Source organism: Methylobacterium sp. Leaf469, assembly GCF_001424745.1.
Taxonomy (GTDB): Bacteria; Pseudomonadota; Alphaproteobacteria; order Rhizobiales; family Beijerinckiaceae; genus Methylobacterium.
Genome location: NZ_LMRE01000034.1, coordinates 1 through 13,026, shown reverse-complemented (window position 1 = coordinate 13,026; position 13,026 = coordinate 1). Strand labels below are relative to the sequence as shown.

The window sequence follows — 13,026 nt, the reverse complement described above, 5'->3', positions numbered from 1 at the left end:
TGCCCCCGCGCCGCCTAAACGAACCCACGTCGGCGCCGCACGCGGCCCCGACAGGCCCAGGTGGCGGAATTGGTAGACGCGCTGGTTTCAGGTACCAGTCTTGCAAGAGGTGAAGGTTCGAGTCCTTTCCTGGGCACCATCAGTCGGCTAAGCCGCTGATCCGCAAAAAGCATTTGATCTTGAAGGGTTTTCTCCGCATCTGACTGTTCAACAGATGCGTTCAACATGCCCCTTCGGATGCCGCGCCCCATGAAGCGGCAAGGCAGCACCACCCACCAACTCATCCAGCGCATCCCGGCTGACGTGCTGCCGAAGGTTCGCGGACGGCTTCTCGCTATTCCAATGGGGGATAGCGTGGTCGAGAAGACCATCACGGCCAAGGATGCGGATGTTCGCACCTCCCTGCGGACCCGAGACCCTCAAGAGGCGAAGGCTCGTCAGGCGGTAGCCGTTGCGTACCCGGAGGGTGTTTGGCGTTCCGTGCGCGAGGGACCAAAGCGGCTCACCCACAAGGAGACGGTGGCGCTCGCTGGGGAGGCGTATCGAACCCTCGTAGTGGCCTGCCGCCGGTTCCGTGGACACCCAGTCTGGGTGTCATGATGGAAGCGGAGGTGTGGGATGCAGCCTCGCAAGTTTGGTCGAGAGTTCAAGGTCGAGGCGGTTCGGCTGATCAAGCAGCGGGGCGTTTCGGTTGCGCAAGCTGCCCGTGATCTGGACGTGCACGAGAACGTCCTGCGCAAATGGATCAAGGAGTTCTCGTCCGATCCGGCCGAGGCGTTTCCCAATCCTGGGCAGATGAAGGCCGAGCAGGTCGAGATCGAGCGCCTCCGTAAAGAGGTCGCCCGTCTGAAGGTGGAGCGCGATATCCTAAAAAAAGGCCCCGGCGTACTTCGCGAGGGATGCGATATGAAGTTCGCCTCCGTGGTCAAGCATCGCTCGATCTGGCCGGTTGCGTGGATGTGCAACGCCCTCGACGTCTCCCGGTCCGGCTTCCATGCTTGGCTCACCCGGCGGGCAAGCCGGCGAGTCCAGGACGACGCCGCGATCCTGTCGAAGGTGCGGGCGAGCTTCGCGGCAAGCGACCGCACCTATGGAGCGCGTCGGATCTGGCACGACGTGCTCGCGGACGGCATCAACTGCGGGCTACATCGGATTGAGCGGCTCATGCGAGAGAACGCCTTGCGGGCCCGGCCATGACGGCGCTGCCTGCCCAAGGATGATGGTGAGCGCTCCGTCGTCTCCCCCAACATCCTAGATCGACAGTTCGAACCGGATTGGCCGAACCAAAAGTGGATCGCCGACTTCACATACATCTGGACGGCGGAAGGTTGGCTTGACGTGGCGGCCGTCATCGACCTGTTCTCACGTCGGGTCGTGGGCTGGTTGATGCAGGCCAGCATGACAGCCCAACTCGTCACCGACGCTAGGCTGATGGCTGTCTGGCGCAGGGGCAAGCCGAATCCCCTGCTGCATCACTCGGATCAGGGCAGCCAGTATACGAGCGAACCGTTCCAGCGCCTCATGGCGGATCACGGCATCACCTGCTCCATGAGCCGATCCGGAAACGTCTGGGATAATGCCGCGATGGAGAGCTTCTTCTCGTCGCTGAAAACCGAACGGACGGCTCGAAAGACATACCGCTCGCGGGACCAGGCTCGGGCCGACGTGTTCGACTGCATCGAACGCTTCTGCAATCCGGCCCGCCGGCACTCGACCCTCGGCTACGTCAGCCCGATCGAGTTCGAAAAACAGGCCCAATTAGCTTAGGGTCCGGACCCTAGAACTCCATGTCGAGTTCTTCGATCTCGTCGGGCTCGGCCAGGGCCGAATCCAGCCATTCCTGCATCAGGGGCCAGGCGAGGATGGTGTCGCGGTAGGCCGCGGTCGCGCCAGAGACCGGGACGTCGTAGGTCACGAACCGGGTGCAGACGGGGGCCAGCATCGCGTCGGCCAGGCTCGGCGTCTCCCCGAACAGGTAGGGGCCGGAATAGCGCGACAGGCACTCGTCCACGATGGTGACGATCCGGTCGATGTCGCCGCGCGCGCCGTTGAAGATCTTGAACCCGGTGTGGCGGGCCTTGAGGTTCATCGGCAGGGCCGAACGCAGGTTGATGAAGCCGCCATGCATCTCGCCCGCGATGGACCGGCAATGCGCCCGCGCCACGGCGTCCTTCGGCAAGAACCCGGCCTCCGGTCGAATCTCGTTGAGGTATTGGGCGATGGCCAGGGTGTCCCACACGACGATCTCGCCGTGGCACAGGCGCGGCACCAGGAAGGACGGCGAGAGGTGGAGCAGCTCCGCCCGGGTCGAAGCATCGTTGCCCGAGAGCAGTTCCGTCTCGAAGTCGAGGCCGGCCATCCGGCACACCAGCCAGCCGCGCAGGGACCACGACGAATAGTTGCGACTCGAGATGGTGAGTGTCGCCGCTGGCATGGGGGTCCCCCGGTGTTTCTGGTCGACCGCGTGCGGAGCATAGGGGCCGAGGCTGGTGGCGATCCAAGACTCGTGCCGAACCGCGAGAACGGCAAGCCGATCGGGCCACGGAGTGGAGATCGTGCCTCGCCGGCCCCGATCCGGGCAAAAGCGTGAGCGCTTCGGCAGGGTGAGCCGCCGAGATGTCATGCCGGAACCGAGATGTCATGCCGGAACCGAGATGTCATGCCGGAACCGAGACGTCATGGCGGATCCGCGCTGCGCCGCCGTGCAATGCTCGCACAATCGAACGGGCACTATGGTGCGGGAGTGCACTATTTTTCTGCCCGGGCGTCGAGGGGCGGGATCGGTTCGGACCGGAGGGCGTCGGTGATGCAGGTGTACAACAGCCCCGGGGGATCGCTCGGCAGGCCCGTTGCGTTGATCGCTCGCCTGGCTCAGCCTAGCGCCCCATCGGTGGCGGGCCTTTTGCCTGGTCCGTCCTCTGCGGACGTTCCGCGATCCGGTCGTTCGTGTAGGAGTTCAGGCTTCATGCTTTATCGTGCCTTCGATGCCCAGACGGATCTGGCCGAGCAGACCCGTGCGTGGGGTCGACTCGTCCACGACGCGGTCTCGCCCTGGACCGCCGCCGGATACCGCGAGCCGATGAATTGGTGGTCGGCGGGCGCCCGCATGATGATGCGCGCGGGCTTGACCTTCACGCGTCCCGCTTACGGCATCGACACCGTCACGGTGGGCAACCGCGAGGTCGCCGTGACCGAGGAGGCCGTCTTCGCCACGCCGTTCGGCACCCTGTTGCGCTTCCGCAAGGACGTCGACACGCCGCAACCGCCGGTCCTCGTGGTGGCGCCCCTGTCGGGCCATTTCGCCACCCTCCTGCGCGGCACCGTGCGGACGTTGCTCGCCGACCACGACGTCTACATCACCGACTGGCACAACGCCCGAGACGTGCCCCTCGAAGCCGGTGCCTTCGGCTTCGACGACTACGTCGATCACCTCGTGCAGTTCCTCGGCGCCATCGGCGAGGGCGCCCACCTCGTCGCCGTGTGCCAGCCGGCCGTGCAGGCTCTGGCCGCCGCCGCCGTGATGGCCCAGTCGAAGGATGTCGCGCACCCGCGCAGCATGACCCTCATGGCCGGACCGGTGGATTGCCGCATCAGTCCGACTTCGGTGAACCACCTCGCCACTTCGAAGCCCATCGCGTGGTTCGAGAAGAATCTCATCGCCACCGTGCCCCAGCGCCACAAGGGGGCGGGCCGACGGGTCTATCCCGGCTTCATGCAGGTCTCGGCCTTCGTCTCCATGAATGCCAAGCGCCACATGCAGGGTCACGCCGATCTGTTCTGGCATCTCGCCAACGGCGAGACCGAGAAGGCGCAGCAGATCGAAACGTTCTACGACGAGTATTTCGCGGTCCTCGATTTGGCCGCGGAGTTCTATATCGAGACCGTCCGGACAGTGTTCCAGGATTACACCCTGGCCAAGAACGAGCTCACCTACCGGGGCAACCCCATCGACATGCGGTCGATCCGGCGTACCGCGCTGATGACCGTCGAGGGCGAGCGCGACGACATCTGCGCGGTGGGCCAAACCATGGCGGCTCACGACCTGTGTACGGGTCTGCCGCCGCACATGAAGAGCCATCACCTCCAGGCGGGCGTCGGCCATTACGGCGTGTTCTCGGGCCGGAAGTGGGAGAGCCAGACCTATCCGCTGGTGCGCAACTTCATCCAGTCGCACGCCTGACACATCGGCGTCGGAATCGCGTGCCGGCGGTTGGAAGTGGCGGAGGCTTCGTGTATGAGCCTCACCCAAGTGCAGTTTCTGCGCCGATTCGAGGCCGTCCGACCGACGTCCCGCCCGGAAGAGAATTCCGGGTCCGGGGCATTTGTCGGTTCCATCCTCCTTCCAGGACCGCGATTGGCCCCGGGATCGGCGCTGTTCAACAAACCTATGTCTCAGAGGATCTAGACCGTTGCAGGTACTCGTTCGCGACAACAACGTTGATCAGGCTCTCCGCGTCCTCAAGAAGAAGATGCAGCGCGAGGGCATCTTCCGCGAGATGAAGCAGCGCAAGGCTTACGAGAAGCCCTCCGTGCGCAAGGCTCGCGAGAAGGCAGAGGCCGTCCGCCGCGCCCGCAAGCAGGCGCGCAAGACCGCCATCCGCGAGGGCCTGATCGCCGCTCCGAAGCCGAAGCCCCGTTTCGGTGCCGGTGCGCCGCGTCGCCCGGGCGGTTCGCCGTTCGCCCCGACCGCCCCGACCGTGCTGCCCCCCGTCGGCGGCGCCGCATCCTGAGATCCCGTCGGTCCGATCCCTTCAGGATCGGACCCGGTCACGAAAAAGCCCGGCCGCCTCGCGGTCGGGCTTTTTCGTTGTCGGAACGATGCCGCCGCAGGGATGCGCGGCGGTGCGTGAGAACTCAGGCTGCGCGGACCGCCACGGTGGCGTGCTCGGCCTGGACCAAGACGTCGAGGGCGCGCCAGGGCTTCTGCATGTAGACCGCCCGGCTCGGGATACGCCCGGCACCCTTGGCGTCGCCGCCGGAGGTCAGCACCACCCGCACGTCCGGCCACCGGCGCCCGACGGCCGTGGCGAGGTCGATTCCGTCCATGCCGGCGCCGAGGCGTACATCCGCGAACAGCAGGGCGACGTTGCCGCCGGAGCGTTCGAGCACGGAGATCGCCGCCTCGGCGCTGTCACAGGCGATGACATCGAGGTCGCTCTCTTCGAGCACGGCCGTCGCGAGGTCGCGCACGGCAGCGTCGTCCTCGACCACGAGGGCGATCGGACAATCCGGCAGGGGCTGGGCCATGAAGTCTCCTTCTCTGTTGAAGCGAAGTCGGGCTCTGTTGAAGCGAAGTCGGGGTTGAATCGAAGTCAGGTCGTCGGCGCGACGGCGTGCGTTGGTACCGATCGAGGAGACAATCGGTTCGAGCGCTGATTCTCTGTGAGTGATGCTGCGCTGCCACGTCTTGTTGGACAAGGGTCGCAAGTGCGAATTCGGCTATGCGGTTCCCGCAACCGTCGATCCCGGTCGGGCATCCGTGGTCCTTCGCGCCGCCGTCATCGTCTTCTCGCCACGGTGTGGGTCCATCGCAGGGATGCGGTGCGTCTCTTGCATCGAAGCGGCACAGCCTCGGTCCGGCGGCGGGTTAACGTTCTGTTCACCACGATCGCCCGAGTGTCGGGGCTTCGATGACGAAACGGCAGGTGCGCGAAGCGGGGTCGCTCACCGGCGGATGGGAGGCGCCCCGCCCGAATCCCACAGGAGGTGTCTGCCTGCCATGTGCCGTTTTCTCGCCTATTCCGGTGACCCCGTCTTCCTGACCGACCTCGTCTGCGCGCCGACGCATTCGCTGGTCCACCAGTCGCTGCACGCGACGGAGGCGAAGACCGAGACCAACGGCGACGGTTTCGGCATCGGCTGGTACGGCGAGCGGGCCGAGCCCGGCCTCTACCGCGATGTCTGCCCGGCCTGGTCCGACGAGAATCTCGTCAACCTGTGCCAACAGGTGCGGGCGCGGATGTTCTTCGCCCATGTCCGTGCCTCGACGGGCACGGCGACGACGCGGGCGAACTGCCACCCCTTCGCCCATGGCCGGCACCTGTTCATGCACAACGGGCAGATCGGCGGCTACCACAAGATCAAGCGCCGCCTCGAAGCCCTCATCCCCGACGATCTCTACGACGTCCGGCGCGGCACCACGGATTCGGAGGCGATCTTCCTCCTGGCCCTCGCCAACGGCCTCGCCGAGGACCCCGTCGGTGCGATGGCCCGCACCCTCTCGATCGTGCGCGATCTCATGCAGGCCGCCGAAGCGGCCGAGCCCCTGCGCTTCACCGCCGTGGTCACGGACGGCGAGACCCTCACCGCCTATCGCTGGGCCTGCGACGGACGACCCCCGAGCCTGTATTACCGCCAGACCGAGACCGGCCTCGTGGTGGTCTCCGAGCCCATCGACGGGTGCCGCGAAGGCTGGAACGTGGTGCCGAAGGGCGGTACCCTCCAGGCGACGCGCGGGGGCAGCGTGGTTCTGCGCGGACCCGATCAGGCCGTGGCCGAGCGCATGGCGGCCTGACGTCCGGCGCGGCGCCGCACGGGTTGCGGGCGGCGCGCGAAGGGCGGACAACCCGCGCAGGTCCAACTGCGCGGGAGCCGACGATGACGTATCCGAACGTGAGCCTGCACATCGCTGGTGCCTGGGCCCAGGGCGCCGGCGGCGAGACCCTGCCGGTCCTCAACCCGGCCACCGGCGAGACGCTCGGCACCTGCGCCATCGCCACCCCGGCCGATCTCGACCGCACGCTCGCGGCCGCCGCACGCGGCTTTGCAGCCTGGCGTCGGGTCTCGGCGTTCGAGCGCGGCAAGACCATGCGCAAGGCCGCCGATCTCCTGCGTCAGCGCGCCGACGGCATTGCCCGCATCATGACCCTGGAGCAGGGCAAGCCCCTGGCCGAGGCGCGGATGGAAACCCTGGCGGCCGCCGATGTCGTTGACTGGTTCGCGGCGGAGGGGCAGCGCGCCTACGGCCGCATCATCCCGGCCCGCGCCGACGGCGTCGTCCAGATGGTCCTGCGCCAGCCCGTGGGGCCGGTGGCGGCCTTCACCCCCTGGAACTTCCCCATCAACCAGGCCGTCCGCAAGGTCTCGGCCGCCCTCTGCACCGGCTGTCCGGCGATCCTGAAGGGACCGGAGGACACCCCGGCGAGCTGCGCCGAACTCGTGCGCGCCTTCCTCGATGCCGGCGTGCCGGGCGACGTGCTCTCGCTCGTCTATGGTGATCCGGCTGCGATCTCGGGTTATCTCATCCCGCACCCGGTCATCGCAAAGATCTCGTTCACGGGCTCGACCGCGGTCGGCAAGGAACTCGCGGCCCTGGCCGGGCGCCACATGAAGCGGGTGACGATGGAGCTCGGCGGCCATGCCCCGGCCCTCGTCTTCGCCGACGCCGACATCGAGCAGGCGGTGGCCGTCCTCGGCGCCAACAAGTTCCGCAATGCCGGACAGGTCTGCGTCGCACCGACCCGCTTCCTCGTCCACGATTCGATCTATGAAGTGTTCCGCGATCGCTTCGTCGCCTTCAGCGAGGCACGCAAGGTCGGCGACGGTCTCGATCCCGAGACCACCATGGGGCCGCTGATCCATGCCCGGCGCCTGGAGGCGATGGAATCCCTCTGCGCCGACGCCGTCGCCCGCGGGGCGGACCTGCGGACCGGGGGGCACCGCATCGGCAACCGCGGCAACTTCTTCGCCCCCACGGTGCTCTGCGACGTGCCGGTCGAGGCCCGCATCATGAACGAGGAGCCGTTCGGGCCCGTCGCGCTGATCCAGCGGTTTTCCGACGACGAAGCGGCATACGCCGAGGCCAACCGCCTGCCCTACGGTCTCGCGGCTTATGCCTACACCCGCTCCGGCACACGGGCGACCGAGGTCGCCGCACGGGTTCACAGCGGGATGATCGGCATCAACCACCACGGTCTGGCCCTGCCCGAGACGCCGTTCGGTGGCGTCGGCGATTCGGGCTACGGCAGCGAAGGCGGCTCGGAGGCCATCGAGGCCTACCTCACCACGAAGTTCGTGAGCCAAGCGAGCGTAGGGGGCTGAGGGCGGGACTTCGGAGCTGCGCGTCCCTCCGCTGGGTCGGTCGGATGATACGTAATACCAACTCCCATTGATCAGCACGCATGTGCCCATTGGCGCAATCCGATGGAGGTGATGCGCCAGGGCTGGGCGATAATCCTGTTCCAGGCGTCGCAACAGTGGTCGAGGATGTCGGCATAGGATCGGAAGATGCGATTGCCGACCCAGTTGTCCCGCATGAACTGCCAGAGGTTTTCGACGGGGTTGAGTTCGGGTGAGCGCGCCGGCAGGGGCAGTAGGATGATCTTGTCGGGGACGGGCAGCGTCCTGGTGGTGTGCCAGCCGGCCTGATCGAGCAGGAGCACGGCGTGGGCACCCGGAGCGACGGTCGCAGCGATCTCTTCGAGGTGATGGGCCATGGCTTCGGTGGTGCAGCGGGGCATGACCAAGCCTGCGCCGACGCCCCGGGCCGGACAGATCGCTCCGACGATGTAGGCCGAGGCCGTGCGCTGATCCTTTGGGGCCGAGGGACGCGTTCCACGCTTGGCCCAGCGTCGGGTGAGCGTGTTCTTCTGGCCGACACGGGCCTCGTCGCAGAACCAGATCTCTACGGGCTTAGCCCCGACAGCCTGCGCGATCTGCGCCAGACGGTCGGGGAAGCCTTTTTGAAAACGGCGGCGGCCTCGGGGGCCTGGGCATGATGGCGCGGGCGAGCCGAGAGTTTGCGGTAGCCCATCGCCCGCAAGACCCGGCTCAAGGTCTGCTCGGAGACCGATACGCCGTGATTCTCGCACAGGATCTGGTCAGATCGCACAAGCGCCAGCGGACCGCGCCGTGGGCGGCGGGTGTCGGCCCCCGTTCGACCAGGGCCCTGAGAACCTCCCGCTGGTCGGCGTTCAGGCGCGGACGGGCACCCGGGGCCTTGCCGTCGATCAGCCCGTCCGGGCCATCGGCGTTGAAGGCCACGACCCAATCACGCACCGTCTGCAACCCGACCCCGCCGATCTCGGCCGCCTCCNGTCGATCAGCCCGTCCGGGCCATCGGCGTTGAAGGCCACGACCCAATCACGCACCGTCTGCAACCCGACCCCGCCGATCTCGGCCGCCTCCGAGCGCAGACCGCCCGCGGCGATCACCGACAGCGCTAACAGGCGGCGGGTCTGGGCCGGGTCACGTGAACCCTCGACCAGGACGCGCAGGGCCTCGGCATCAAAATCCGTCCGCAGCGGCACCGGAGCAGCCATCGCATCCTCCCCAGGCTCCAAAACCAGAGGACGGAATCATGGCCCAGATCGCGACGCTACCCCGCGTGAGTCTCGCTCAACGAGGCTTGGTATAACGTGTCGCGCGCGGTGGCACGACGATGCTGAAATCACCCCACGAACGCTCGCTCGGTATCAGTGGGGTTTCTATTGTTCGCCTCGGCTAATGGTGGGCGGCGCACACTCGATACTGGCGCTGTGTAGCCGGAATGATGCGATCCGTGTCGGCGCTCGAGACGAACGGCTTCGGGTCTCCGTTGCTCTCGGCGATGAATCGCTCGCTGCCTGCCGCGACTGCGACCATGGCCTGCCAGATCGACACCACGAACTCGAACCAGAGGGCGCACGCCATGACCGCGGTCGCAGCGCGGATGTGGGAACGTTCGGAACGTCCCATTGATGCCGAGGCCGAGCAGGCGCGTGCAGGAGATGGCTGCATGATCGCGCCCCACGTTTCCTCGGGCAGATGCGCCGCTATCACTGTCCAGGCGGCGGATAGAGGAAACGACGCGGGGGGCTGACCAGGATCTACCCAATTTAGAGCAGCAAGGCGGCCGCGAACCATTCGGTGCTCCGCGTCCTGAAGTAGTCGGTGATCCCGGCGGTGATGCGTTGGACCCTGGTGAGCATGTCACGGCGCCTTATAGCCTGTGCCCATCGCGCGAAGGCAGGGTCGAGCAGTGACAAGGCGTGCATCATGGCGGTCTCCGCCGACGGGCAGGTGGTTGGGGCATCCCCGTCTGGTCTGATTGAGGGTGATGATGCAGGCGGCGAGGGTTGTGAAGGCTTGGTAGATATCGGCGCGGCGCTCGTAGGGGACGGGCAGGCGTCGGAAACGGTTGAACCAGGCGTGGGTATGCTCGACGACCCAGCGGTGAAGGCCGAGCTTCTCGCTACTCTCGATCCCGCGTCGGGCGATGCGCGGCACGATCCCACGGGCGCGGCACTCCTGGCGACGGGCACGGGTGTCGTAGGCCGTGTCGGCATGAAGCTTGTGGGGACGGCGGCGTTGGCGACCGCGCCGGCCGCTGCGCACAGGCGGGATCGCATCCAGGGTCGGGGCCATCATCGCGCTGTCATGGCGGTTGGCTCCCGTGAAGGTCAGGCCGAAGGGTGTGCCGCGGGCATCGACGACGCGGTGACGCTTGGTGCCTGGCTTGCCGCGATCCGTCGGGTTCGGGCCGGTCGCAGGCCCCCTTTTTGGCCGGGACAGACGCGCTGTCCAGGCTGGCCCGGCTCCATTCGAGCTGATCGGCTTCGTGAAGTCGCCCCAGCAGCACCCCATGCAGGCGGACCCAGACGCCCGCCGCCTGCCGATCCCGCAGGCGACGCCAGCACGTCATCCCCGAGTTACAGCCCATCTCGGCCGGCAGCATCTCCCGGGGCAATCCCGAGCGCAGCACGAACAGGATGCCGGTCAGGGCCGCACGGTTCTCGATGGAGCGTCGCCCGCCCTTCGGACGCGGCCGGGGGGTGGACGTAGTGGTGCGATCTCATGCCAGAGATCGTCCGGAAGAAGACAGCGACCCATGCAACACCAACGCACGACCGCCCTCACGGCACCGTTCTGTTGGGCGCTCTAAGTGCCTTGCAGCGACCCAATGGTCAGTGGCCAAGCGCGCCATATCACTATCTGATCACGCCATTCGATCGGGCGACCGCTTCCCAAAGGTCGGGCATCCATCTGCCGGACATTTCCGATTGTCGATCGATTCCGAAAACGCGTCCCTCGTCTTTATCGGAGTTCCTTTCCGGGAAAGCGTGGCCAGCACGCCACATTGTGACGTGACCCGAAGCGCCGGGGGCCTACGCCGTCTGAAAACAGCCTGCCCGGATCGCGAAGGCAGGCGTGGGATAATCCGGTGTTCGAAGACGATCACCTGCGATGGCATCGTGCTGGCCGATCAACCAAGCCATCGCTGCATGCCGGATCAGGTCGGACGGGTTGCCGTCGATATCGAGCGGCATGGTGGCCGTCAGGCGTAAAAGGGAGAGGGCCGCATCTGAGCATGCTGTCGAAGCATCGCCACGATCACCCGGATGGCGGGGCGCACGTAGCGGGACCGGGGCCAGACAGCATGGATCGGCATTTCCGCACCGGCGTGATCGTCCAGCACCGTGCGGAGCCCACCGCTCGCGAGGTGTTCGGCCAACAGCCAGGTCGGGAGCTGGCACAGGCCACCGCCGGCGAGCGTCGCTGCCACCATCGCCTCGCCGTCGCTCAGTTCGTGACGCGCGCGCACCGGGACGGATGTGATGGTCCCATCCGCCTGCCGCAGCAACCAAGCGGGGTGCCCGTCCCGCCGCCAGCCGGTAATGCAGTCCCGCGAGGCGAGGTCGGCCGGCATCGATGGCGTACCATGTCCGGCGAGGTAGGAGGGTGACGCACAGATCACAAGCCGCTGGCGACCGAGCGGGACGGCGACCAGATCGGCGTCGTCCGTCAGCCGTCCGATCCGCACCGCCAGATCGACCCCTTCTTCGACGATGACGGCGGTCCGCTCGCTGAAATTGATCGACAGGTCGAGGCCCGGATGCCGAAGCACCAGTTCCTGCAGGATCGGCAGCACATGGCGTCGCCCGAACGCACCGGGCAGGTCCAGCCTGACACGGCCGACCGGCTCGCTGCGCCCGGTCATCAGCCGCTGTTCGACATCGTCGAGTTCCTCCAGAGCGCGGACGCAGCTTTCGTAATAGACCTCGCCCTCATTGGTCAGCGTGATCCGCCGAGTCGTGCGGTGGAACAATTTGGTGCCGAGGCGGGCCTCCAGCCGCGACACGCTCTTGCCAACCGCCGACCCGGTCAGCCCCAGCGTGGCAGCGGCGGCGGTGAAACTGCCGGCCTGCGCCACCCGCACGAACTCGATCAATCCGGCGAGGTCCTGCACGTCCATTGTGGAATGCTAGGACGGAGTGATCGTCATACGCAAACATTATCGTCCGTGAGCGAGGCTCTAGATAGAGGCGGGACGAAGGAGTTATCCGATGCCTGCCGCTTCCCTATCCCGTCACCCCGGCCACCACAGCCTGTTCGCGCCCAAGGCACTGACGCTCGGCCTCATCATGCCGCTGGAAACCTACCCCGATGCGCCCGCGCCGACGATGCGCGGCCATATGGCTGCGGCGATCGCGGCCGATGCGGCGGGGCTGAGCGCGCTGTGGATGCGCGACGTGCCGTTCTACGATCCCGGCTATGGCGATGCGGGTCAGGTGTTCGAGCCGCTGACCTATCTCGCCGCGATCGCATCGGTCACGACGTCGATCGCGTTGGGAACGGCCGGCATCGTCCTGCCGCTGCGCGAGCCCAAGCTGCTCGCCAAGCAAGTGGCGACCGTCGATCGGCTGTCGGCAGGTCGCATGATGCTGGGCCTGTCGTCGGGCGATCGTCCGTCCGAATATCCGCTGTTCGGCATCGATTTCGCCACGCGCGGCGAACGGTTCCGCGACGCGTTCGACGTCTATCGGGCGGTGATCGGGACCGACTATCCGCACTTTGCCTCGCCGCGCTTCGGACGCGGCGACGGCCGGCTCGATCTAGTGCCCAAGCCGGCATTCGGACCCATCCCGACGATCGCCATCGGCCGCGGCCAGCAGTCGCTGGAGAGGGTGGCGGCCAACATGCAGGGCTTCATCGCGCCGTCGCCGTCGATCTGACCTGACCGGTATTTTGGACCGAGCCAATTGGAAGGCTACTGCATGGTGGCGGCCATGGGTAGCCGGAAGGCCAGATCCGGGAGGGTGACAGGCG

General features: G+C 66.8%; 12 protein-coding genes, 1 tRNA gene and 3 pseudogenes. 7 read left to right on the top strand and 9 right to left on the bottom strand.

The features are described 5' to 3' along the window. Positions 1-54 precede the first annotated feature (54 nt). Both ASG60_RS14200 and ASG60_RS14185 read left to right on the top strand, forming a co-directional pair. Positions 55-139: transfer RNA gene (locus ASG60_RS14200), tRNA-Leu, on the top strand. A 479-nt stretch (positions 140-618) separates the two neighbouring features. After that, positions 619-1,767: pseudogene (locus ASG60_RS14185) on the top strand (IS3 family transposase). Positions 1,768-1,777: 10 nt separating this feature from the next. On the opposite strand, the gene ASG60_RS14180 reads toward ASG60_RS14185, so the two are convergent. Continuing rightward, positions 1,778-2,434: a glutathione S-transferase family protein gene (locus tag ASG60_RS14180; protein WP_056171114.1), complete on the bottom strand. Its 657-nt coding sequence runs from the start codon at positions 2,432-2,434 to the stop codon at positions 1,778-1,780. A gap of 531 nt (positions 2,435-2,965) precedes the next feature. Here ASG60_RS14180 and phaZ point away from each other — a divergent pair. After that, entirely contained in the window at positions 2,966-4,180 is a 1,215-nt protein-coding gene (gene phaZ, locus ASG60_RS14175) for a polyhydroxyalkanoate depolymerase (RefSeq protein WP_056171112.1), read from the top strand. A gap of 229 nt (positions 4,181-4,409) precedes the next feature. Beyond that, a complete protein-coding gene (gene rpsU / locus ASG60_RS14170; RefSeq protein ID WP_056171108.1) occupies positions 4,410-4,730 on the top strand; it encodes a 30S ribosomal protein S21 in 321 nt (106 codons plus the stop codon). A 124-nt stretch (positions 4,731-4,854) separates the two neighbouring features. Here rpsU and ASG60_RS14165 read toward each other — a convergent pair whose 3' ends face one another. After that, positions 4,855-5,247 (bottom strand): response regulator, encoded by a 393-nt coding sequence (locus ASG60_RS14165; RefSeq protein ID WP_056171103.1) that lies wholly within the window; start codon positions 5,245-5,247, stop codon positions 4,855-4,857. 472 nt (positions 5,248-5,719) lie between these two features. Between ASG60_RS14165 and ASG60_RS14160 the strand changes: the two genes are divergently transcribed. Next, the gene (locus ASG60_RS14160; RefSeq protein ID WP_056171100.1) at positions 5,720-6,514 is read left to right on the top strand and encodes a class II glutamine amidotransferase; all 795 of its coding nucleotides are present in this window, start codon (positions 5,720-5,722) and stop codon (positions 6,512-6,514) included. 83 nt (positions 6,515-6,597) lie between these two features. Next, entirely contained in the window at positions 6,598-8,040 is a 1,443-nt protein-coding gene (locus ASG60_RS14155; protein WP_056386274.1) for an NAD-dependent succinate-semialdehyde dehydrogenase, read from the top strand. A 71-nt stretch (positions 8,041-8,111) separates the two neighbouring features. Here ASG60_RS14155 and ASG60_RS22135 read toward each other — a convergent pair. The 7 genes and pseudogenes from ASG60_RS22135 to ASG60_RS14130 form a co-directional block, all read right to left on the bottom strand. Continuing rightward, a pseudogene (locus tag ASG60_RS22135) lies at positions 8,112-9,034 on the bottom strand (IS630 family transposase); the annotation flags it as partial. 1 nt (position 9,035) lies between these two features. Further along, positions 9,036-9,260: helix-turn-helix domain-containing protein (locus ASG60_RS23530; RefSeq protein WP_277996239.1), on the bottom strand; the 225-nt coding region annotated here is incomplete at its 3' end. 181 nt (positions 9,261-9,441) lie between these two features. Next, on the bottom strand, positions 9,442-9,630 hold the full coding sequence (locus ASG60_RS14140) for a hypothetical protein (RefSeq protein WP_056267222.1): 189 nt from the start codon (positions 9,628-9,630) through the stop codon (positions 9,442-9,444). Between the two features lie 279 nt (positions 9,631-9,909). Next, positions 9,910-10,563, bottom strand: a complete 654-nt coding sequence (locus tag ASG60_RS22130) for an IS5 family transposase (RefSeq protein WP_277996238.1) — start codon at positions 10,561-10,563, stop codon at positions 9,910-9,912. A 58-nt stretch (positions 10,564-10,621) separates the two neighbouring features. Next, a pseudogene (locus tag ASG60_RS23775) lies at positions 10,622-10,690 on the bottom strand (hypothetical protein); the annotation flags it as partial. A gap of 394 nt (positions 10,691-11,084) precedes the next feature. Further along, a complete protein-coding gene (locus ASG60_RS22870) occupies positions 11,085-11,246 on the bottom strand; it encodes a hypothetical protein (RefSeq protein WP_156369022.1) in 162 nt (53 codons plus the stop codon). 8 nt (positions 11,247-11,254) lie between these two features. Further along, positions 11,255-12,172 carry a LysR family transcriptional regulator gene (locus tag ASG60_RS14130; RefSeq protein ID WP_056266314.1) on the bottom strand — a complete coding sequence of 306 codons (918 nt, stop codon included), beginning with the start codon at positions 12,170-12,172 and terminating at the stop codon, positions 11,255-11,257. A gap of 91 nt (positions 12,173-12,263) precedes the next feature. On the opposite strand from ASG60_RS14130, the gene ASG60_RS14125 reads away from it, so the two are divergent. Beyond that, entirely contained in the window at positions 12,264-12,932 is a 669-nt protein-coding gene (locus ASG60_RS14125; RefSeq protein ID WP_056386270.1) for an LLM class flavin-dependent oxidoreductase, read from the top strand. Positions 12,933-13,026: the final 94 nt, after the last annotated feature.